General features: G+C 66.2%; 18 protein-coding genes. 16 read left to right on the top strand and 2 right to left on the bottom strand.

Features of this window, described 5'->3' with window-relative positions; genetic code table 11:
- Nucleotides 1-6: 6 nt before the first annotated feature.
- The gene (locus G568_RS0100685; protein ID WP_026756231.1) at nt 7-477 is read right to left on the bottom strand and encodes an Lrp/AsnC family transcriptional regulator; all 471 of its coding nucleotides are present in this window, start codon (nt 475-477) and stop codon (nt 7-9) included.
- A gap of 123 nt (nt 478-600) precedes the next feature.
- Here G568_RS0100685 and putA point away from each other — a divergent pair, with 123 nt between their 5' ends.
- The 4 genes from putA (at nt 601) to G568_RS0100665 (ending at nt 7469) form a co-directional block, all read left to right on the top strand.
- Nucleotides 601-4119, top strand: a complete 3519-nt coding sequence (gene putA / locus G568_RS17925; RefSeq protein ID WP_051202594.1) for a bifunctional proline dehydrogenase/L-glutamate gamma-semialdehyde dehydrogenase PutA — start codon at nt 601-603, stop codon at nt 4117-4119.
- A gap of 190 nt (nt 4120-4309) precedes the next feature.
- Entirely contained in the window at nt 4310-5326 is a 1017-nt protein-coding gene (locus tag G568_RS0100675; RefSeq protein WP_026756230.1) for a C4-dicarboxylate TRAP transporter substrate-binding protein, read from the top strand.
- Nucleotides 5327-5421: 95 nt separating this feature from the next.
- Nucleotides 5422-6069 (top strand): TRAP transporter small permease subunit, encoded by a 648-nt coding sequence (locus G568_RS0100670; protein WP_026756229.1) that lies wholly within the window; start codon nt 5422-5424, stop codon nt 6067-6069.
- Nucleotides 6069-7469 (top strand): TRAP transporter large permease, encoded by a 1401-nt coding sequence (locus G568_RS0100665; RefSeq protein ID WP_026756228.1) that lies wholly within the window; start codon nt 6069-6071, stop codon nt 7467-7469. Before G568_RS0100670 ends, G568_RS0100665 begins: the two co-directional genes overlap by 1 nt.
- A 31-nt stretch (nt 7470-7500) precedes the next feature.
- On the opposite strand, the gene G568_RS0100660 is transcribed toward G568_RS0100665, so the two are convergent.
- A complete protein-coding gene (locus tag G568_RS0100660) occupies nt 7501-8703 on the bottom strand; it encodes a BaiN/RdsA family NAD(P)/FAD-dependent oxidoreductase (protein ID WP_026756227.1) in 1203 nt (400 codons plus the stop codon).
- Between the two features lie 155 nt (nt 8704-8858).
- On the opposite strand from G568_RS0100660, the gene G568_RS0100655 reads away from it, so the two are divergent.
- The 12 genes from G568_RS0100655 to lpxC all read left to right on the top strand — a co-directional run bounded on the left by G568_RS0100655 (nt 8859) and on the right by lpxC (nt 22106).
- Nucleotides 8859-9386, top strand: coding sequence for a peroxiredoxin-like family protein (locus G568_RS0100655; RefSeq protein ID WP_026756226.1), 528 nt, complete (start codon nt 8859-8861; stop codon nt 9384-9386).
- A gap of 159 nt (nt 9387-9545) precedes the next feature.
- Nucleotides 9546-10718 (top strand): putative lipid II flippase FtsW, encoded by a 1173-nt coding sequence (gene ftsW, locus G568_RS0100650; protein ID WP_026756225.1) that lies wholly within the window; start codon nt 9546-9548, stop codon nt 10716-10718.
- A complete protein-coding gene (locus G568_RS0100645) occupies nt 10715-11818 on the top strand; it encodes a UDP-N-acetylglucosamine--N-acetylmuramyl-(pentapeptide) pyrophosphoryl-undecaprenol N-acetylglucosamine transferase (protein ID WP_026756224.1) in 1104 nt (367 codons plus the stop codon). The genes ftsW and G568_RS0100645 overlap by 4 nt, the downstream gene beginning before the upstream one ends.
- Nucleotides 11815-13251, top strand: a complete 1437-nt coding sequence (gene murC, locus G568_RS0100640; protein ID WP_026756223.1) for a UDP-N-acetylmuramate--L-alanine ligase — start codon at nt 11815-11817, stop codon at nt 13249-13251. Before G568_RS0100645 ends, murC begins: the two co-directional genes overlap by 4 nt.
- Nucleotides 13220-14422 carry an APC family permease gene (locus G568_RS0100635; protein WP_026756222.1) on the top strand — a complete coding sequence of 401 codons (1203 nt, stop codon included), beginning with the start codon at nt 13220-13222 and terminating at the stop codon, nt 14420-14422. The genes murC and G568_RS0100635 overlap by 32 nt, the downstream gene beginning before the upstream one ends.
- Nucleotides 14419-14682 carry a DUF2484 family protein gene (locus tag G568_RS0100630; protein WP_026756221.1) on the top strand — a complete coding sequence of 88 codons (264 nt, stop codon included), beginning with the start codon at nt 14419-14421 and terminating at the stop codon, nt 14680-14682. Before G568_RS0100635 ends, G568_RS0100630 begins: the two co-directional genes overlap by 4 nt.
- 69 nt (nt 14683-14751) lie before the next feature.
- Nucleotides 14752-15681 (top strand): UDP-N-acetylmuramate dehydrogenase, encoded by a 930-nt coding sequence (gene murB / locus G568_RS0100625; RefSeq protein WP_026756220.1) that lies wholly within the window; start codon nt 14752-14754, stop codon nt 15679-15681.
- 55 nt (nt 15682-15736) lie between these two features.
- Complete coding sequence (locus tag G568_RS0100620; RefSeq protein WP_245582850.1) at nt 15737-16657, top strand: D-alanine--D-alanine ligase; 921 nt, start codon at nt 15737-15739, stop codon at nt 16655-16657.
- A complete protein-coding gene (locus tag G568_RS0100615) occupies nt 16645-17520 on the top strand; it encodes a cell division protein FtsQ/DivIB (RefSeq protein WP_026756218.1) in 876 nt (291 codons plus the stop codon). The genes G568_RS0100620 and G568_RS0100615 overlap by 13 nt, the downstream gene beginning before the upstream one ends.
- The gene (ftsA, locus tag G568_RS0100610; protein WP_026756217.1) at nt 17517-18851 is read left to right on the top strand and encodes a cell division protein FtsA; all 1335 of its coding nucleotides are present in this window, start codon (nt 17517-17519) and stop codon (nt 18849-18851) included. The genes G568_RS0100615 and ftsA overlap by 4 nt, the downstream gene beginning before the upstream one ends.
- A 171-nt stretch (nt 18852-19022) precedes the next feature.
- Entirely contained in the window at nt 19023-20711 is a 1689-nt protein-coding gene (ftsZ, locus tag G568_RS0100605; RefSeq protein WP_026756216.1) for a cell division protein FtsZ, read from the top strand.
- A gap of 474 nt (nt 20712-21185) precedes the next feature.
- Entirely contained in the window at nt 21186-22106 is a 921-nt protein-coding gene (gene lpxC / locus G568_RS0100600) for a UDP-3-O-acyl-N-acetylglucosamine deacetylase (protein ID WP_026756215.1), read from the top strand.

Here is a 22106-nt window from a genome sequence, read left to right as displayed (position 1 = left end):
GCTGGCTTAGAACGCGGTGTCCTTCACCGCCTGCATCGACACATGCGTCGAGGTTGAGCCGACATGCGGCAGATTCGATATCGCATCGCCCAGCGTCTGCCGGTAGCTGTGGATGTCGGTGGTGCGGATCTTGAGCAGGTAATCGAACGAGCCGGCGATCATGTGGCATTGCTCGATCTCGGGCACGTCCATCACCGCGCGGTTGAAATCCTCCAGCGCGGTCTCGGTCGTGTCGGTCAGACGCACTTCGACAAAGGTCACATGCTCCAGACCCAGTTTCTCGGGGTTGAGAACGGCGCGAAACCCCTGGATGTACCCCTGCGCCTGCAGCTTTTTCATCCGAACCTGGCAGGGGCTCTTGGATAGCCCTACCTGTTTGGCAAGGTCGGTGACCGCGATCCTTCCGTCGGTGCTCAGCACCCTGAGAATCTTGCGATCAATCCGGTCTAATTGATCATTTTCATCCGGTCCCGGCATTCAAATCCTCACGTGTTAACGTCAAATACCGTATAAACGACTGCTTGGCCTCATTCTACAGGAAAATCGCCTGTTCGTCTTGTGGTAATGTCGCGATATATGTCCGTCTGCAAGGAGCGCCCGATGACCAACTTGTCCGATCTGCGTGAAACCATTCGCGCCACCCATTACCGCAATGAGGATGCGATCCTTGCCGATCTGCGTGCGGACGCGGCGCTGGATGAACAGGTGCGCGAGGCGGCCCGTCAGCGTGCGATGGGGCTGGTCCGGTCGATCCGCGGTTCGGGGCGTCCCGGCCTGATGGAGGTGTTCCTGGCGGAATACGGCCTGTCCACGTCCGAGGGGATCGCGCTCATGTGCCTGGCCGAGGCATTGCTGCGCGTGCCGGACCGCGAAACCATCGACGACCTGATCGAGGACAAGATCGCCCCCTCCGAATGGGGCGCGCACCTCGGTAAATCGTCGTCCAGCCTCGTCAATGCCTCGACCTGGGGGCTGATGCTGACTGGCAAGGTCCTCAAAGAGGACGAGACGCCGGGCATCGCCGCCACCCTGCACGGCGCGGTCAAGCGCTTGGGCGAACCTGTCATCCGCACCGCGGTGGGGCGCGCGATGCGCGAGATGGGCCACCAGTTCGTGCTGGGCCGTGATATCGGCGAGGCGGTCAAGCGCGGCAAAGCCCGCGCCGCCCAAGGGTATACCTTTTCCTATGACATGCTGGGCGAGGCGGCCCTGACCGCCGCAGACGCCAACACCTATCACAAGGCCTATGCCGACGCGATTCAGAAGCTGGCGGCGCAATGCACCTCCTCCGACATCCGCAACAACCCCGGCATCTCGATCAAGCTCAGCGCGCTGCATCCCCGCTATGAGGAGGGGCAGCGCGACCGCGTGATGGCCGAACTGGTGCCCCGCACGCTGGAACTGGCGCGCATGGCGCGCGACGCTGGCATGGGCCTTAACATCGACGCCGAAGAGGCGGATCGCCTTGAATTGTCGCTCGATGTGATTGAAGAGGTGCTGCGCAGCCCCGATTTGGCGGGCTGGGACGGCTTTGGCGTGGTGGTGCAGGCCTATGGCACCCGCGCGGCGCCGGTGTTGGATTGGCTGCATGCGCTGGCGGACGAGTTGGACCGCCGCATCATGGTGCGCCTCGTCAAGGGCGCCTACTGGGATACCGAGATCAAGCGTGCCCAGGTCGAAGGCGTCGAGGTGTTCCCCGTGTTCACCCGCAAGGCCGCGACGGACGTGTCCTACCTGTCCTGCGCCAGCAAGCTGCTGGCGATGACCGATCGGATCTATCCGCAATTCGCCACCCACAACGCCCATACCGTCGCCGCGATCCTTGAGATGGCGCCCGATCGGTCGCTGTTCGAGTTCCAGCGCCTGCATGGCATGGGCGAGACGCTCTATGACGTGGTGATGAAGGACGGCGATACCCGCTGCCGCATTTATGCCCCCGTGGGCGCGCATCGCGATCTGCTGGCTTATCTGGTGCGGCGCCTTCTGGAAAACGGCGCCAACAGCAGCTTCGTCAACCAGATCGTCGATGAGGACGTGCCGCCCGAGGTTGTGGCCGCCGACCCGTTCGATGCGCTGGACGGTCCAGCCGGGCAGCGCTCTGATGCGGTGGTGGACCCGGTCGCGCTTTATGAGCCGGAGCGACCGAATTCCAAGGGGTTCGACCTGCACGAGGTGCGCGATATCGCCCGCATCGAAGACGCCCGCGCCGCCTTTGCCCCTCCGCACCTGTGGCAGGGCGGGCCGCTGATCGCCGGCGACGTGACGGGCGGCGAGGTTCTGTCCGTGACCAACCCGGCCAACACGAACGAGCCGGTGGGCGAGCTGACGCTCTGCGCCCCCGACGATCTTGAGCGCGCGCTTGAGGATGCCCGCGTCTGGCAGGCCCCCGCCGATCAACGCGCCGCGATCCTGAACCGTGCCGCTGACCTTTACGAGGAACATTTCGGCGAGATCTTCGCCATCCTCGGGCGCGAGGCCGGCAAGACCCCCCTCGATGCGGTGGCCGAGCTGCGCGAGGCGGTGGATTTCATGCGCTACTATGCCGCTCGCGGGCAGGAATTGAGCGCCGGGCCGCGCGGCACCATCAGTTGCATCTCGCCGTGGAACTTCCCGCTGGCCATCTTCACCGGCCAGATCGCGGCGGCTCTGTCGGCGGGCAACGCGGTTTTGGCGAAACCGGCCGAGCCCACCGGCCTGCTGGCGCACCGCGCCGTGCAACTGATGCACCAGGCCGGCGTTCCGCGCGACGTGCTGCAACTGGTGCCTGGGCACGGGCGCGACGTTGGCCCGGCCCTGACCGGCGATTCGCGCGTGTCGGGGGTCTGCTTTACCGGCTCTACCGGGACGGCGCAGCGCATCAACCGCACCATGGCCGAGGGCCTGTCGCCCGAGGCGCTGATGATCGCCGAAACGGGCGGCCTCAACGCCATGATCGTGGACAGCACCGCCTTGCCGGAACAGGCGGTGCGCGATATCATCGCCTCCAGCTTCCAATCGGCGGGGCAACGGTGCTCGGCCCTACGGTGCCTTTATCTGCAAGAGGACGTCGCCGATGGCTTCCTCAAGATGCTGTTCGGCGCGATGGACGAGTTGCGCCTCGGTGATCCGTGGTCCTTTGCCACCGATGTCGGCCCGCTGATCGACGGCACCGCCAAGGCCGATTTCGACGATTACGTCGCGCAGGCCGCCAAGGAAGGGCGCCTGATCAAGCAACTCGACGCGCCGGAGGGCGGGCATTTCTTCGGCCCCGCCGTGATCCGCGTGGACGGTATCGCCGACTTGGAGCGCGAGATTTTCGGCCCCGTGTTGCACCTCGCAACCTTCCGCGCCGATCAGATCGACGCCGTCGTGGATGCCGTCAACGGCACCGGCTATGGCCTGACCTTTGGTCTGCACACCCGCATCGATGGCCGGGTCGAACAGGTCACATCGCGCCTGCGTGTCGGCAACGCCTACGTCAACCGCAACCAGATCGGCGCCATTGTCGGCAGCCAGCCGTTTGGCGGCGAGGGCCTGTCGGGCACCGGCCCCAAGGCGGGCGGCCCGTCCTACGTGCCGCGATTCGCACAGCAAACCCGCGTCGCGCACGAGGCGCCATCGGGCGCGGATGCCTCTGTCGATCAGGTGCAGGCGCGGCTAAGTTCGCTGTCGCAGCAACCACTTGCCAGCCTCGATGCGCAGGAACTGCCCGGCCCGACGGGGGAATCGAATCGCCTGTCGATAGTCGGGCGCGGCACAGTTCTGTGCCTTGGCCCCACCGTCGAGGACGCCGCCGAGCAGGCCCGCATCGCACAGCAAAACGGCTGCCGCACCCTGTCGGTCGCGCCGGGTATCTCGGGCGTCGATTGCATCGACGGCGTGCTGCCGCGTGATGCGCTGTCGCGGCTGACGGGCGTCGATGTGGTCGCGCTCTGGTCTGACGAGGCCGACACCCGCGCCGCGAGCCAGGCCCTAGCCGTGCGCGAGGGCGCAATCGTCGGGCTGGCTTGTGGCCCCGACGATTTGGCCGCGCGCTGCCGGCTGGAACGGCACATCTGCATCGACACAACCGCCGCGGGGGGCAACGCCGCACTTCTGGCCGCGGAATCCGACGCGCATGCAAAAGCGCTAAGCGCCTGATCCTGGGGATGCCCATTTCTTGGGCATCCCATGATTGGCAAGCGGCAGGGCCGGGCAATTCGCCCTGCCGCGCGCCTGCACATGACCGATGGTTGTGACTTTCTTCCGCGTCTGGGTTGGCAGCACTCGGGCGGTACGCTAGCTTCGGCGCGAGCGACCTCGCGAACCGGTCGCGCTAAGGGAGGAAGATATGAACAAATTGCTGTCAACAGCCGTTGTTGCGACCCTGGGATTCGGGCTTGCGACGGAATCCATGGCTACCGAATGGAACGTCTCGGTCTGGGGCAAGCGCCGCGCGTTTACCGAACACGTTGAAAAACTGGCCGAGCTTGTCGCCGAGAAAACCGATGGCGAGTTTACCATGAACGTCAGCTATGGCGGGCTGTCCAAGAACCGCGAAAACCTTGATGGCATCAGCTTCGGCGCCTTCGAGATGGCACAGTTCTGCGCCGGCTATCACCGCGATAAGAACCCTACGATCACCGTGCTGGAGCTGCCCTTCATCGGCGTTAACACGCTCGAGGAAGAGGTCGCCGTCAGCCACGCGGTCTATGACCACCCCGCCGTGCAGGCCGACCTTGCGCGCTGGAACGCCAAGCTGCTGATGACCAGCCCCATGCCGCAATACAACATCGTCGGCCGGGGCGAGCCGCGCGACACCCTGGCCAAGATGGAAGGGATGCGCGTGCGTGCCACCGGCGGCATCGGCAACGCGTTCGAGGCGATCGGCGCCGTGCCGACCTCCGTCACCAGCTCCGAGGCGTACCAGGCCATGGAATCGGGCGTTGTCGATACCGTCGCCTTTGCGCAGCACGCGCATCTGGCCTTCCGCACCATCGATCAGGCCGATTGGTGGACGGCAAACCTCAACCCCGGCACGGTGAACTGCCCGATCGTGGTCAACACCGACGCGTACGAGGCGCTGTCAGATGAGCACCGCGAGGTGCTGGACGGCTCGGTCGACGAGGCGATCGATCATTACCTGGACAACTACGCCAAGCTGCTCAAGCGTTGGGACGAGGTGCTCGAGGAAAAGAACGTCGAAAAAGTCATGATCTCGGAAGAGGAACTGGCCAAGTTCCGCGCCAAGGCCGCCGATCCGATCCGCGAGGCATGGATCAAGGACATGAGCGCGCAGGGCATCCCCGCGCAAGAGCTGTATGACCTGGTGATCACCACGCTGGAAGATCACCGCGCCAACAACTGAGCGCGTTCAACGCATGACAATCGCCGCTCCGGCCTGTCATCTGGCGGCGCCGGGGCGGGTGATTTCCATTTCTGACAATCAAGGAGAGCCCGACCATGTCAGGAGGAGCGTCAGTGCTCGAGGACAGGTCTGTCCTGAGCCGTCTGGACACGGGACTGCTGAGCGTCGAGCGCGTTCTCGCCTTGCTCAGCGGCCTGGCGGTGTTTTCCCTGATGGTTATCGCGGTGATCTCGGTCGGCGGGCGCAACGCTTTCAACCAGCCATTGCCGGGCTATGTCGACTGGATCGAACAGGCGATGCCACTGATCGCGTTCATGGGCGCGTCCTACACGATGCGCTACGGCGGGCACATCCGAATGGATATCATCGTAGGCCGCTTCAACGGGCGGCTTTTGTGGGGGGCGGAGCTGCTGACCACGTTGGTCACGCTGGCGCTGATGGTGCTGCTGGTATGGGGTAGCTGGGCGCATTTCCAGCGCAGCTTTGACTGGGCCGCGCCGCTTTGGAGCCGCGACAGCTCGATCGACATCGCCTTGCCGCTCTGGCCCGGCAAGCTGCTGGCGCCTGTCGCATTCAGCGTGCTTTGCCTGCGCCTCGTGCTGCAGGCGTGGGGCTATGGCCGCGCCCTGATCCTTGGGCTGTCCGAGCCGGTTGCCGTGCCGATGGTCCTGTCGGCGGCCGAACAGGCCGCGGCCGAGGCCGAACATGTCGGTGGCCTTCAGGAAGAGACGGAGAAAGATTGATGGAACCGATTGAAATCGGCATCGCCGTCTCGGGCGTGCTGCTGGTTCTCGTGGCACTTGGTATGCGCGTGGCCTTTGCTGCCGGCCTGGCCGGGCTGTTGGGACTGATTTGGATCTTCTGGTCCAAGAAGGGCTACGACCCCGCCGAATTCGACTGGGCGTTGACCGTCGCGGTCAAGATCGCCGGGCAGGTGCCCCATTCCAAGGTCAGCAGCCAAGCGCTCAGCCTGATTCCCACCTTCATCCTGATCGGCTACCTTGCCTACTACGCGGGCCTGACCAAGGCTCTGTTCGAGGCCGCAAAACGCTGGGTCGGGTGGCTTCCGGGCGGGCTTGCCGTGTCCAGCGTGTTCGCCACCGCCGGGTTCTCGGCGGTCTCCGGTGCCAGCGTGGCAACGGCGGCCGTGTTCGCCCGCATCGCCATTCCCGAGATGCTCAAGGTCGGCTATGACAAGCGGTTCGCGGCGGGCGTCGTCGCGGCGGGCGGCACGTTGGCCTCGCTCATTCCGCCCTCGGCGATCCTGGTGATCTACGCGATCATCGTCGAGCAGGACGTCGGCAAGCTGCTGCTCGCGGGTTTTATCCCCGGCGCGTTCTCGGCGCTGGTTTACGGCACCCTGATTGTGGGGCTGGCGCTGGTCCTGCCCCGGTTCGGCCCGCCGGTAGAAGGCTACACCTGGGCGCAGCGCTTTGCGTCTATCCCGCCGGCATTCCCGATCTTCTTTGTCGTCGCGATCATCATCCTGTTTATCTACAACCCGTTCGGCGGCGATGCATGGGGCACCCCGACCGAGGGCGGCGCCATCGGCGCCTTCGTGGTGTTCGTGGTGGCGCTCTATCACGGCATGCGCTGGAGCCAGCTCAAGGATGCGCTGCTGGAAACCGCCAAGCTCAGCGCGATGATCTTCACGATCATCTGGGGCGTGCTGATCTACGTGCGGTTTTTGGGCTTCGCGGACCTGCCTGGCGCCTTTGCCGACTGGATCACCTCGCTTGAGCAATCGCCGATGCTGACGCTGATCCTGATCCTGCTGGCCTACGCGGTGCTGGGCATGTTCATGGATGCGATCGGCATGCTGCTGTTGACGCTGCCGGTGGTCTATCCGGCGGTGATGGCGCTCAATGGCGGCGATTTCGTCAGCGCCGCCGACAGCGCCTTTGGCATGTCGGGGCCGATGTGCGCGATCTGGTTCGGGATCCTCGTCGTCAAGATGGCCGAGTTCTGCCTGATCACACCGCCCATTGGGCTGAACTGTTTCGTTGTCGCAGGCGTGCGCGACGATCTAAGCGTTCAGGACGTGTTCCGCGGCGTGATGCCGTTCTTCGTCGCTGACGCGGTGACGATCGGTCTGCTGCTGGTCTTTCCGCAGATCGTTTTGTGGCTGCCCTCGCTGGCCTGACCTGCGGCGGCACGACACGGCGCGGCCTACCTCAGGGCCCGCCGCGCCGTGCTGCGCTGATCGCGCGCCCCGCCGCCGCGCCCGAGGACCAAGCCCACTGAAAATTGTAGCCCCCCAGCCAGCCGGTGACATCCACCGCCTCGCCAATGAAATAAAGGCCGCCCACGTGGCGCGATTCCATCGTCTTTGACGACAGCGCCCCGGTTTCCACTCCGCCCAGCGTGACCTCGGCGGTGCGGTACCCCTCGGTGCCCGCCGGGGTGAGTTGCCAGTGCTGCAACCGCGCGGCCAGCTCCCGCAGCGCAGCGTCGCCCTGATCGGCGAGGTTTCCGCGTAGGTCCAACTCTTCGGTCATCCACGCCGCCAACCGCGATGGCAACAACTGCGCCAGCACCGTCGACAGGTTGCGACGCCCGGCGCTTTGGCGGGCCTCGCGCAGCACCGTGAACGCGTCCTGCCCCGGCAATAGGTCCAGCGTGATCGCCTCCCCCTCCCGCCAGTAGGACGAGATTTGCAGGATCGCTGGCCCCGACAACCCCCGATGCGTGAACAGCATCGCCTCGTCGAAGCTGACGCCGCCGGCGCCCGAGCGCACAGGCAACGACACGCCCGCCAGCGGCTTGAACCGCCCGTCGGGAAACGTCAGCGGCACCAGCGCCGCGCGCGTGTCGGTAATGTCATGGTCGAACTGCCGTGCGATGTCATAGGCCATGCCGCTGGCACCCATCGCGGGGATCGACTTGCCGCCCGTCGCCACCACCACGGACCGCGCATGCACGCGGCTTTGCCGCCCCTCGGTCTCGATCACTGCGGCAAAGCCGTTGTCGCTCTTGTCCAGATCGACAAGCCGCGTCTGCAATGCCACCTCGGCCCCGGCGGCCCGCGCCTCTTGCATGAGCATCGCAACCACCTGCCGCGCCGAGCCGTCGCAAAAAAGCTGCCCCAGCGTCTTTTCGTGCCAGGCGATGCCGTGGCTGTCCATCAACGCGATGAAATCCCACTGCGTGTAGCGGCTGAGCGCGGATTTGTGGAAATGCGGGTTGCCGCCCAGGAAGTTCTCGGGCGCGGCATACATGTTGGTGAAATTGCACCGCCCGCCGCCCGAAATGCGGATCTTCTCGCCCGGTGCCTTGGCGTGGTCGATCACCAAGGCCCGCCCGCCCGCATGCGCGGCGCACATCAGCCCCGCCGCGCCTGCACCAAGGATCAGCGTATCGTAGGATGCATCACTCATGCCGCGCTGCCTGCCCCAGTGGGCGCGCATTGGCAAGGGGACAGGCGCCGAACACATCCGCTCACAACACGGTGACATGCGCCGGGAGGTGGTTGCCTCTTGGCTGCGAACCCGCCACGCCTACCCGAAATTCAACCCGAAAACAGGAGCGCACAATGAACCGCAAACTTGAGTCCGGCCAGCTATTTCCCAACATCCCCGTCGCCCGCCTTGGGAGCGGCGAGTTGGTGCTTGGGCAGCCGCGCGCGGGGCATGACTGGCAACTCGTCGTCGTCTATCGGGGCAAGCATTGCCCCCTGTGCCGCAAATACCTGTCAACGCTGGAAAACCTGCAAGGCAAGTTCCACGACATCGGCATCGATGTCGTCGTCGTGTCCGGCGATCCCGAGGAAAAGGCACGCGATTTCGCGCAGGAGCTGGGCCTCAGCATGCCGGTCGGCTATGGATTGAGCATCGCGCAGATGCAGGAGCTGGGCCTTTACGTGTCGCACCCCCGCTCGCCAGAGGAAACCGATCGCCCGTTCCCCGAGCCCGGCACCTTCGTGATCAACGCCGACGGCGCGCTGCAGCTCGTGGATATCTCGAACGCCCCCTTTGCCCGCCCCGACCTGGAAGGGTTGGCTGGTGGCCTGGCCTTCATCCGCTCCAAGAACTATCCGATCCGCGGAACCTACGCCGCCTGACACATGGGCCGCCGCGACGGTACAAGGGGGGATCCGCCGAAACATGCACAATCCCCCGCCGGGCGCGGCGGCATGCCTTCCCAACTTTGCAAAGCCGTGATAGTATTCCTATCAGATCCCGAAAAGGGACAGTGATTGAGGCAGTAAGCGGCGGTTCCCATGACGGAAATGGTCTATGGCACGGTGCCGGTGCGCGATGGCGAACCGGTTTTGCCCAAGTGGTGGCGCACCATCGACAAATGGTCGATGTCCTGCGTGATGATCCTGTTTGCCATCGGCTTGCTGCTTGGCTTTGCCGCGTCTCCGCCCTTGGCCGCCAAGAACGGGTTCGAGCCCTTTCACTATGTCCAGCGGCAGGCGTTGTTCGGCACCGTGGCGCTGATGACCATGCTGATCCTGTCGATGATGCGGCCCGATCTGGTGCGACGCCTGGCGGTGATCGGGTTTTTCTGCGCCCTCGCGGCGGTGATCGGCCTGCCGTTTTTTGGCACCGATTTCGGCAAGGGCGCGGTGCGCTGGTATTCGCTTGGCTTCGGTAGTTTCCAGCCGTCCGAGTTCCTCAAACCCGGCTTCATCGTCGTCGCGGCGTGGCTTCTGGCCGCCAGCCAGGAAATCAACGGCCCGCCGGGGCAAAGGCTGTCGCTGATGCTGGCCGTTGGCATCGCGGGGATGCTGGCGGTGCAGCCCGATTTCGGGCAGGCGGCGCTGATCCTGTTTGGCTGGAGCGTGATGTATTTCGTGGCCGGCGCCCCGATCTACCTGCTGGTCGGGATCGCGGGGCTGACCATCCTTGCCAGCACCCTGGCCTACAACCACTCCGAGCATTTCGCGCGCCGCATCGATGGCTTCCTCAGCCCCGATGTGGACCCAACGACGCAGCTTGGCTATGCCACCAACGCCATTCGCGAGGGCGGCTTTTTCGGTGTCGGCGTGGGCGAGGGCGAAGTGAAATGGTCGTTGCCCGATGCCCATACCGATTTCATCATCGCCGTCGCTGCCGAGGAATACGGCCTGATCCTGGTCCTGACGGTCATCCTGCTCTACGCGGTGATCGTCGTGCGCTCGATGGTGCGCCTGATGCGCGAGCGTGATCCGTTCATCCGCCTAGCCGGCACCGGCCTTGCCGCCGTGTTCGGCGTGCAGGCGATCGTCAACATGGGGGTGGCCGTGCGCCTGTTGCCCGCCAAGGGCATGACCTTGCCCTTCGTCAGCTACGGGGGCTCTTCGCTGATCGCGGGGGGAATCGCCGTTGGTATGCTTTTGGCCTTCACCCGCAGTCGCCCGCAGGGCGAGATCGGCGATATCCTCCGCGGCGGAGGACGCCACCGATGAGCGGCCGCAAACCCTTACTTGTGATCGCGGCGGGGGGCACGGGCGGCCACATGTTTCCCGCGCAGGCCCTGGCCGAGGCGATGCTGCGCCGTGGCTGGCGTGTGCGTCTGTCCACCGATGCGCGTGGCGCGCGCTACACCGGCGGCTTTCCTCACTCTGTCGAGATCGAGCAGGTCTCAAGCGCCACCTTCGCGCGCGGCGGGGCCCTGTCCCGGGCCCTTGTGCCGCTGCGCATCGCGGGTGGCATCCTTGCGGCCACATGGCGCATGTGGCGCGAACGCCCCGACGCCGTCGTCGGCTTTGGTGGCTACCCGTCGATCCCGGCGCTGGTCGCCGCGGTGATCCTGCGCCGTCCGCGCATGGTGCATGAACAAAACGGCGTGCTGGGCCGGGTCAACCGCCTGCTGGCGCGGCGCGTCGATGCGGTTGCCTGCGGCACATGGCCCGCCGAGCTGCCCGCCGGCGTCGAAGGCATCCCCACCGGTAACCCGGTGCGCGCCGCCGTGTTTGAGCGCGCCGCATCGCCCTATATCGCGCCGGGCGACTACCCCATGAGCCTGCTGGTCATGGGCGGCAGCCAGGGCGCGCGCATCCTGTCGGACGTGGTGCCGGGCGCCATCGCGGCGCTGCCCGCCGAGATCCGCCGCAACCTGCGCGTCAGCCACCAGGCCCGCCCCGAGGACCAGGACCGCGTCGCCGAGGCCTATTCCGCCAGCGGCATCGACGCCGAGGTGCAGCCCTTCTTTCGCGATGTGCCCCGCCGCATGAGCGAGGCACAGCTTGTCATCAGTCGCGCCGGCGCCTCCAGCGTCGCCGACATCAGCATCATCGGCCGCCCCTCCATCCTCGTGCCCTTCGCCGCCGCCACCGCCGACCACCAAAGCGCCAACGCCCGCGGCCTGGTCGAGGCCGGCGGCGCCATCCTGATCCCCGAGGCGCGGCTTGATGTGGCCACGCTCGTCGCGCAAATGGAAATGGTCTTGACCAACCCCGAAGGGGCCGAGCAAATGGCCCGCGCCGCCCTAAGCTGCGGCAAGCCGCACGCGACCGAGACGCTGGTGGAGCTGGTCGAAACGTTGTCCCGGAAAGGCAAGGCATGAACGCCGCAACCAAACTGCCCACCGATGTGGGGCCCATCCATTTCGTCGGCATCGGCGGCATCGGCATGTCCGGCATCGCCGAGGTGCTGCTGAACCTTGGCTATGACGTGCAGGGCTCGGACCTGAAGACCGGCCCGCTGACTGAGCGGCTCAAGGGATTGGGTGCGCGCATCTTCAAGGGGCAAAGCCCTGCCAACCTCGACGGTGTCGCCGTGGTGGTGATTTCGTCGGCAATCAAGCCCGGCAACCCGGAACTGGACGAGGCGCGCACGCGCGGCCTGCCGGTGGTGCGCCGGGCCGAGATGCTGGCCGAGCTGATGCGCCTGAAATCCAACATCGCGGTGGCGGGCACCCACGGCAAGACCACCACCACCACCATGGTGGCCGAACTGCTGGTCAAGGGCGGTATCGACCCCACCGTCGTCAACGGCGGCATCATCCACGCCTATGGCAGCAACGCGCGCATGGGGCAGGGCGAATGGATGGTGGTCGAGGCCGATGAAAGCGACGGCACCTTCAACCGCCTGCCCGCGACCATCGCAATCGTAACCAATATCGACCCCGAGCATATGGACCACTGGGGCGATTTCGACGCCCTCCGGCGCGGCTTTGACGATTTCGTCGGCAATATCCCCTTCTACGGCATGGCGGTGTGCTGCACCGACCACCCCGAGGTGCAAGCGCTAGTCGGGCGCATCACCGACCGTCGCGTGGTGACCTACGGCTTCAACGCGCAGGCCGATGTGCGCGCGGTGAACCTGACCTACGCGAGCGGCGTGGCGCATTTCGACGTGGCCCTGCAAGGCGAGGGCACCATGATCGAGGGCTGCACCCTTCCGATGCCCGGCGATCATAACGTGTCGAACGCGCTGGCGGCGGTGGCCGTGGCCCGCCAACTGGGTATGAGGCGCGCCGAGATACGCGCCGCGCTGGCCGGTTTTGGCGGCGTCAACCGCCGCTTTACCCGTGTGGGCGAGGTGAACGGCGTCACCATCATCGACGATTACGGCCACCACCCGGTGGAGATCGCCGCCGTGCTGCGCGCTGCGCGACAGGCGACCGAGGGCCGCGTCATCGCCGTCCACCAGCCGCACCGCTATTCGCGTCTGCATTCTCTCTTCGAGGAGTTCTGCGCCTGCTTCAACGAGGCCGACATCGTCGCCATCGCCCCCGTCTACAGCGCAGGCGAGGACCCCATCGAGGGCGCCACCCGCGACGATTTGCTCGCGGGCCTGATCCGGCACGGCCACCGCAAGGCAACCGCACTGGATGATTGCGACGACCTTGCCGCGCTGGTCTATGATAGCGCCCGGCCCGGCGACATGGTCGTGTGCCTTGGCGCCGGCACGATCAGCACCTGGGCACATGAGTTGCCCGAACGTCTCAAGGGGGCGAAGACCGATGGCCCAACAGATAGCCCAGCCGACGCTTAAGCGCCGTATCGGGCTTGGCCTGCTGACGGCATATGGTGTTGGCGTCATGGTCGGCGCGGGCATTTATGTTCTGGTCGGCGCCGTGGCCGCGCAGGCAGGCACCCATGCGCCCTTTGCCTTCGTGCTGGCCGGCCTCATCGCCGCGCCCTCCGCGCTCAGCTACGCAGAGCTGTCCACCCGCATGCCCGAAGCGGCCGGCGAGGCCGCCTTTGTCGAGCGGGGGCTGCGCTCGCATGCGCTGTCGCTGCTGGTCGGGCTGGCGATCGTCGCCGCCGGCACCGTCTCCGCGGCGGCGGTGCTGCGTGGCGGCGTTGGCTACCTCACATCGGTGGTGCCGTTGCCCACGCTGGCGACTACGCTGGTGGTCGGGGTGGCGCTGGTGCTCGTGGCGCTGATCGGTGTACTGGAAAGCTTGACCGTCGCTGCCATCTTCACCGCGCTCGAGGTGTTCGGCCTCGCGCTGGTGATCTGGGCGGGCACTACCGCCGTGCCGACCGTGGAATGGCAAGCGCCGCAGGCCATCGGCTGGACCGGGGTTGGGGCGGGGGCGACGCTGGCGTTTTTCGCCTTCATAGGGTTCGAGGACATCGTGAACATGGCCGAAGAGGTCAAGCAGCCCGAGCGCACCATGCCGCGCGCGATCCTGCTGTCGCTGCTGATCACCGCCGCGCTTTACGGGCTGGTCGCCTGGGCCGCCGTGCGGGCCGTGCCCGTCGCCGATCTGGCCGCGTCCGAGCAGCCGCTTGCCCTCGTGTGGGCGCGTGCCACCGGAGGGTCCGCCGCGCCGCTGGCCCTGATCGCGGTGGCGGCGGCACTCAATGGTGTTCTGGCCCAAATGGTGATGGCCAGCCGCGTTCTGTTCGGCCTCGGTCGGCGCAGCCCCGCGCTCAAGGTTTTTCACCGCGCGCATCCCCTTTTCGGCACGCCGATCCTGGCGACCAGTGTTGTCGGCGCGGTGGTCCTGATCGGAGCGCTGGCGTTGCCCGTGGCGGCGCTTGCGGGCGCGACCTCGGCGATCTTGCTGGGGGTGTTCGTGCTGGTCAACGCGGCGCTGATCGGCGTCAAACGGCAAACGCCGGAGGCATCGTTTAGGGTGCCGATGGTTGTGCCGGTGGTCGGCCTCATTGCCTCGGTGGCGGCACTGCTGATGCTACTGGGGGGCGGGGCATGAGCCTGTCGCTGATCCTCGCGTGCATCTGGGCCGTGGCGGCCAACGTGTTGGCCATGATCCCCTCGCGCGACAACCACTGGAGGCGGGCCTACTGGCTGATCGGCGCCGGAATCCCGATACTGGGCATGGCCACCTATGACCACGGCCCCTGGATTGGCCTGCTGCTCATGCTGGGCGGCATGTCGATCCTGCGCTGGCCGGTGATCTACCTCGGCCGGTGGGTCAGGCGCAGATGGCAAAGCGGCGATGCAGATGCCTGACACGCGCGCCCGCGCCCCGGCTCGCAGCCGCCCCTTTACCTTGCCGCCGCCACAGGGCAAACACCTGTCATGACCGATCTTCCCACACCGCGCGGCAAGTTGAGCCGTGCGCGCGCCCTTTGTGATCTGACCTGGCTGCGTGTCGGCGGCCCGGCGGACTGGTTGTTTCAACCGGCTGATGTGGATGACCTGTCGGCGTTCCTGCGCGCGTTGCCGCCCGATGTGCCGGTGTTTCCCATCGGGGTTGGCTCGAATCTGATCGTGCGCGACGGGGGGGTACGCGCGGTGGTGGTCCGCCTTGGCCGGGGCTTTAACCAGATCCGGATCGAGGGGGCGCAGCTGACCGCCGGGGCGGCGGCGCTGGATGCGCATGTGGCGCGCAAGGCCGCCGCAGAGGGGCTTGACCTGACATTCCTGCGCACCATCCCGGGCGCCATCGGCGGCGCGGTGCGGATGAACGCGGGCTGCTACGGGCGCTACGTGGCCGATCATTTCGTCTCGGCCCGCGCCGTGACTCGCGCGGGTGAGGTGATCACCCTTACCGCCGCAGATCTGAACTTTCGCTATCGCCAGACCGATCTGCCCGCGCAATGCGTGATCATCGAGGCGACGTTCCACGCCCCGCAGGGCGATCCGGCTGCGCTTGAGGCGGCGATGGCCGACCAACTGGCCCGGCGCGACGCCAGCCAACCCACGCGCGAGCGTAGTGCCGGAAGCACCTTTCGCAACCCTGCCGGGTTCTCCAGCACCGGCAAAGCCGACGATGTGCACGATCTGAAGGCGTGGAAAGTGATCGACGACGCGGGCATGCGCGGCGCCCGGCTTGGCGGCGCGCAGATGAGCGAAAAGCACCCGAACTTCCTGCTCAACACTGGCGGCGCCACCGCCGCCGAGCTTGAGACACTGGGCGAAGAGGTGCGAAAAAAGGTTTACGATTCCAGCGGGATCACGCTACAGTGGGAAATCATGCGCATCGGTGAACCGGGCGCTGATCAATGACAAGACCAAGATAACAAGCGGGCCGCAACGACGGCCCCGGACATTGAGGCACGAAGTGGGTATGTCGAGCAGGACAACCCCGAAAGTGGCGGTACTGATGGGCGGACCCTCGGCCGAGCGCGAGGTGTCGCTGACATCGGGGCGTGAATGCGCCGCTGCCTTGCGGGACGAAGGTTTTCAGGTGACAGAGGTCGATGCCGGCCCTGACCTGTGCGCACGGCTGTCCGATCTGCGCCCCGACGTGGCGTTCAACGCGCTGCATGGCCGCTGGGGCGAGGATGGCGCGGTGCAGGGGCTGCTGGAATGGATCGGTCTGCCCTATACCCATTCGGGCGTGCTGGCCTCGGCGCTGGCGATGGACAAGGCCCGCGCCAAGGGTGTGTTTGCGGCGCATGGCCTGCCTGTTGTCGATAGCGTGCTGGCCCCGCGCGGCGAAGTCGAGGCGGGTCATGTCCTGCCACCGCCTTACGTGGTCAAACCCAACAATGAGGGTTCCAGCGTCGGCGTCTACCTCGTGCACGAAGCGGCCAACGCGCCGCCACGCCTGGCGCCCGATATGCCCGATACCGTTATGGTCGAGGCGTTCGCGCCGGGGCGCGAGCTAACCACCACGGTGATGGGCGACCGGGCCCTGACCGTCACCGATATCATCACCGATGGCTGGTACGACTACGACGCCAAGTATTCCGCCGGCGGCTCACGCCACGTGGTGCCCGCCGATATCCCCGCGGACGTGTTCCAGGCCTGCCTCGACCACGCCCTGGTCGCGCATCGCGCGCTTGGCTGCCGCGGCCTGAGCCGCGCCGATTTCCGCTGGGACGACACGCGCGGCACCGATGGCCTTGTCTTGCTTGAGGTCAACACGCAGCCGGGAATGACCCCCACGTCGCTATCGCCCGAACAGGCACGCGCCGTCGGGGTCGATTTCGGCGCGCTGTGCCGCTGGATCGTGGAGGATGCCGGATGCAACAGGTAAGGCCGCGCCCCGACCCGGCGCCCTCGCGCTGGTCCTACCGCTTGCAGCGGCTGATGCTGACGCCGCTGTTTCGCCGCCTGCTTCGCATTGGCGTGCCGTTCACGATCGCGTTTGCGGCGCTCTGGACCTACCTGTCGGACGAGGAAAACTACGACCGCGTGATGCTCGCGCTCTACGACATGCGCGCCGCGATAGAAGAGCGGCCCGAGTTCCAGGTGCGCCTCATGGCCGTCGACGGCGCCAGCGCGGGCGTCTCCGAGGATATCCGCGAGATCCTGTCGTTCGATTTCCCGCTCAGTTCGTTCGATCTGGACCTGCCGCGCATCCAGCGCACCGTGCGCGACCTTTCGGCGGTCAAATCCGCGAACGTGCGCATCCGCCCCGGCGGGGTGCTGCAGATCGACGTGAGCGAACGCACCCCGGTGGTGCTGTGGCGCAACCAGGGCGGGCTGGACCGGCTGGATGCCGGCGGCGCGGTGATCGGCCCGGTCCTCAAACGTGCCGATTACCCCGATCTGCCACTGGTGGCGGGGCAGGGGGCACAGGATCACGTGCCGCAGGCGCTTGCCCTGCTTGACGCGGCGGCCCCGCTTGATGAGCGGCTGCGCGGGCTGGTCCGCATCGGCGAGCGGCGGTGGGATATCGTCCTGGACCGGGATCAACGCATCATGCTCCCCGAAGAGCGGCCCGTGCAGGCGCTTGAGAGGGTAATCGCGCTGGATCAGGCACAGGACATGATGGCGCGCGATATCGCGGTGGTGGACATGCGCATCGCGGACCGCCCCGTCATCCGGATGAACGATACCGCACTGGAACAATGGTGGCGCATCAGCCGGACGAGTTTGGGAGAGGGCAGTCAATGATCGAGCTTTATGAATCGCAACGCGCCATGCGTAACATGCGCCGCGCAGCCATGCAGCGCGGCGTCGTGGCCATCCTGGATGTTGGCAGCTCCAAGATCGCCTGCCTTGTCTTGCGGTTTGACGGCTCCGAGCGCCTGCGCGAGGCCGATGGTGTCGGCCCGATGGCGGGGCAGGCGGGGTTCCGCGTGGTCGGCGCCGCGACGACCCGTTCGCGCGGGGTCCGCTTTGGCGAGATCGACGCCATGCAGGAAACCGAACGCGCGATCAGGACCGCCCTGCAAGCGGCGCAAAAGATGGCCAATATCCGCGTCGATCACGTCATCGCCTGTTTTGCCGGGGCCGAGCCGCGCAGCTATGGCCTTACCGGGGCGATCGATCTCGACGGTCAGGTCGTCACCGAACAGGATGTCAGTCGCGTGTTGTCGTCCTGTGACGTGCCCGATTTCGGCGCCGGGCGCGAGGTGCTGCACGCGCAGCCGGTGAACTTTGCGCTCGATCACCGCAGCGGTTTGGGCGACCCGCGCGGCCAACTGGGGCAGCGACTGGCGGCGGACATGCACATGCTCACCGTCGATGCCACCGCGATCCAGAACCTTGCCCATTGCGTCAAACGCTGCGATCTGGAGCTGGCTGGCGTGGCGTCCTCGGCCTACGTGTCGGGCGTTTCGGCGCTGGTCGAGGACGAACAAGAGCTTGGTGCCGCCTGCATCGACATGGGCGGCGGCACCACCAGCCTGTCGATTTTCATGAAAAAACACATGATCTACGCCGACACCGTCCGCATGGGCGGCGATCACGTGACCGGCGATATCTCGATGGGCCTGTCGGTGCCCACGCAGGTGGCCGAACGGATCAAGACGTTCTACGGCGGCGTGCACGCCACCGGCATGGACGACCGCGAGATGATCGAGATCGGCGGCGATACCGGCGATTGGGAGCACGACCGCCGCACGGTCAGCCGGGCCGAACTGATCGGCATCATGCGCCCCCGCGTCGAGGAGATCCTCGAAGAGGCGCGCGCGCGCCTCGATGCGGCCGGGTTCGAGCACCTGCCAAGCCAGCAGATCGTGCTGACCGGCGGCGGCAGCCAGATCCCCGGCCTCGATGCGCTGGCCAGTCGCATATTGGGCCAGCAGGTGCGCCTTGGCCGGCCGCTGCGCGTGCATGGCCTGCCGCAGGCCGCGACCGGCCCGGGGTTTTCCAGCACCGTTGGCCTGAGCCTGTTTGCTGCGCACCCGCAGGACGAATGGTGGGATTTCGACCTGCCGGTCGATCGCTACCCCGCGCGCTCGCTCAGGCGCGCTGTGAAATGGTTCAGGGACAACTGGTAACCACCAGATATCGGCGTATCGGCGAAATCCCGCGAATGGCCCCCGAAAATTGGCCATATTTTGTGGAAATTTCGTTTTTTTTGATGACGATTCAGGTGTCAGCGAGTAGTATCGGGACAGCAGAGGCAGAAAAACGCCCGAAAATCGGGCACAACATCAGGCGGACAGATCATGACATTGAACCTTTCGATGCCCGGACAGGATGAGTTGAAACCCCGGATCACCGTATTCGGTGTGGGCGGAGCCGGTGGAAACGCAGTCAACAACATGATCGAGAAAAGTCTGATCGGCTGTGATTTCGTGGTGGCCAACACTGACGCTCAGGCGCTGCAGGAAACCGCCGCGCAAAGCCGAATTCAGCTTGGCGTCAAGGTGACCGAAGGGCTGGGTGCGGGCGCCCGCGCCAGCGTCGGCGCAGCCGCCGCCGAGGAAAGCATCGAACAGATCGTCGATCATCTGGCCGGCGCGCATATGTGCTTCATCACCGCCGGCATGGGCGGCGGCACCGGCACCGGCGCCGCGCCGATCATCGCACAGGCCGCGCGCGAATTGGGCGTGCTGACCGTGGGCGTTGTGACCAAGCCGTTCCAGTTCGAAGGCAACAAGCGGATGCGCCAGGCCGAAGAAGGCGTCGAGGCCCTGCAAAAGGTCGTCGATACCCTGATCATCATTCCCAACCAGAACCTGTTCCGGCTGGCCAATGAGAAAACCACCTTCACCGAAGCCTTCAGCATGGCCGACGACGTGCTCTACCAGGGCGTCAAGGGCGTGACCGACCTGATGGTCTGCCCCGGCTTGATCAACCTCGATTTCGCCGACGTACGCGCGGTGATGGACGAGATGGGCAAGGCGATGATGGGCACCGGCGAGGCCGAGGGCGAAAACCGCGCTATCCAGGCCGCCGAGAAGGCTATAGCGAACCCGCTTCTGGACGAGATCAGTCTCAACGGCGCGCGCGGCGTGTTGATTAACATCACCGGCGGTCATGACCTGACCCTGTTCGAGTTGGACGAGGCCGCCAACCGCATCCGCGAAGAGGTGGACCAGGACGCGAACATCATAGTCGGCAGCACCCTCGACGCTGAGATGGAAGGCGTTATGCGCGTAAGCGTCGTCGCCACCGGCATCGACGCGCGCGAGGATATGGGCGATATGCCGGTGCCGCGCCGCTCGATGGCCGCGCCGCTCAAGCAAAACGTGCAGGTCGAAGAACCCGCAGCCCCGGCGCCCGCTCCGGCCCCCGAGCCGCATCAGGAGGTCGCGCAGGACTACGCGCAGCCCGAAACGGCCGCGCCGCAGCAGCAGCCCCTGTTCGACGAGCTGGACGCACAGCGCGCCGCCGCCGAGGACCAGATGGAAGACATCTTTGCCGAAGAGCAGCAGCCCGCCGCCTACCACGCGCAAGGCGACGATCTGCCGCCGCCGGCCTACACCCCCGATCCGGCGCAGTATCAGCGCGGGGAGGATGCGCTTTATGCCGATCCAGAGGAGTTCGTCGCGCCCCGCACCCCGGCGCCCGGCACCCCCTCGCCCGAGGCGCTGGCCCGCCTGCGCACGGCGGTGGACAACGCCCCCGCCGCCCGCCAGCCGCGCCAGCAACAACAGCAGCAGCAACCCGCCCGCGCGAGCGGCGATGGGTCCCGGAATGAGTCCGAGAAATCCCGCTTCGGGATCAACTCGCTGATCAACCGGATGACTGGCCATGGCACCGAAAACGCCGGACGCGGCGGCGGCCAACAGCCCGCCCGCCAGCAACCCCCGGTGCAATCGGACCGCGCGCAGCCACAATACGAGGACGAAACCGATCCCGATCAGGACCGGATTGAAATCCCCGCCTTCCTGCGCCGCCAGGCCAACTGATCCCCCTTCTCCTTTCGGGTACAAGGGCCGCCCAAGTGGCGGCCCTTTCGCGTTGATGGGGCAGGGACCCGCGCCCGAATGGCGCCGACAGGCGCCGGGCGAGCGCCTGCCCGTCCGGGCGGGCTGGCGTTTTGGAGGTGGTGCACCGCCATGGTGAGGTTGGAGGTATGTGGCGGGATAAAATACCCAGTTCGGTCGTTGCTGCGCCACCCCACGGGCCGGCGCTCGCCCGGCTTGCGTCAGGACCCCGACAAATCCCGGACACGAGTTCGCCGCAGTAAGCATCACCACCCAGTAGAATTTAGCGTTCAACCCCAACCCCTTACGCCCGAAATTTCACCAAATGGGCAAAACATCGCCGACCCTCCCCGCCGATGTTTCAATGCGTTACAAAGTTTGAGTTGAGCGTTGGTCCGCGTATCTTTACCAACCCTACAGGCACTCAAAAGCGGTGCAGCCAAATTCGGGGCAATCTTGCAACAGACTTTGAAAACCACGGTCGAGTTCACCGGCGTCGGTCTGCATGGCGGGCAGCCCGCGCGCATGGTCCTGCGCCCGGCAGCTGCCGGTCAGGGGATCATGTTCCGCCGCCGCGACGTGATCGGTGCTGATGCGCTGATTCCCGCCCGTTGGAACACGGTCAGGCAATCGCCGCTCTGCACCCTGCTGGAAAACACCGCCGGCGTTTCGGTCTCCACGGTCGAACATATCATGGCCGCGCTGGCAGGTTGCGGCGTGCATAACGCCATGATCGATATCGACGGCCCCGAGGTTCCCATTCTCGATGGCAGCGCGGCAGAGTTCGTGCGCGGGATCATGGCGCACGGCCTGCGCCCGGTCGGCCACCCCGTCAGTGCGATCAAGGTGCTGCGCCCGGTCGAAGTGCGGCGCGGCGATGCCTGGGCGCGGCTCGATCCTGCCGAGGTGATGCAGATCGATTTCCACATCGATTTTGACGACGCCGCCATCGGTGCGCAATCCAAGCGCCTGACCATGGCCAACGGCACCTTCGTGCGCGAGCTGTGCGATAGCCGCACGTTTTGCCGCAAGGCCGATGTCGATGCGATGCGCGAAAACGGCTTGGCGCTTGGCGGCACCTTTGAAAACGCGGTCGTGGTGGATGGCGCCCGCGTCCTCAGCCCCGGCGGCCTGCGTCACCACGACGAGCCGGTCCGCCACAAGATGCTGGATGCCCTGGGCGATCTGGCGCTGGCCGGTGCGCCCCTGCTGGCGCGCTACACCGGGTTTCGCGCCGGTCACGCCGTCACCAACGATTTGCTGCACGTACTGTTCAGTACGCCGGGCGCCTATCGCCGCGTGACTTGCGATGCCCGCGCCGCCGCCCGCCTGCCCGGCGCCGGCCTGCGCGATAGCGAAATCCCCGCCGTCGCCTGA

The organism is Sediminimonas qiaohouensis DSM 21189, from assembly GCF_000423645.1.
Taxonomy (GTDB): domain Bacteria; phylum Pseudomonadota; class Alphaproteobacteria; order Rhodobacterales; family Rhodobacteraceae; genus Sediminimonas; species Sediminimonas qiaohouensis.
Note: the sequence above shows the minus strand (reverse complement) of the source record. Positions and strands in the feature narration are given on the sequence as shown.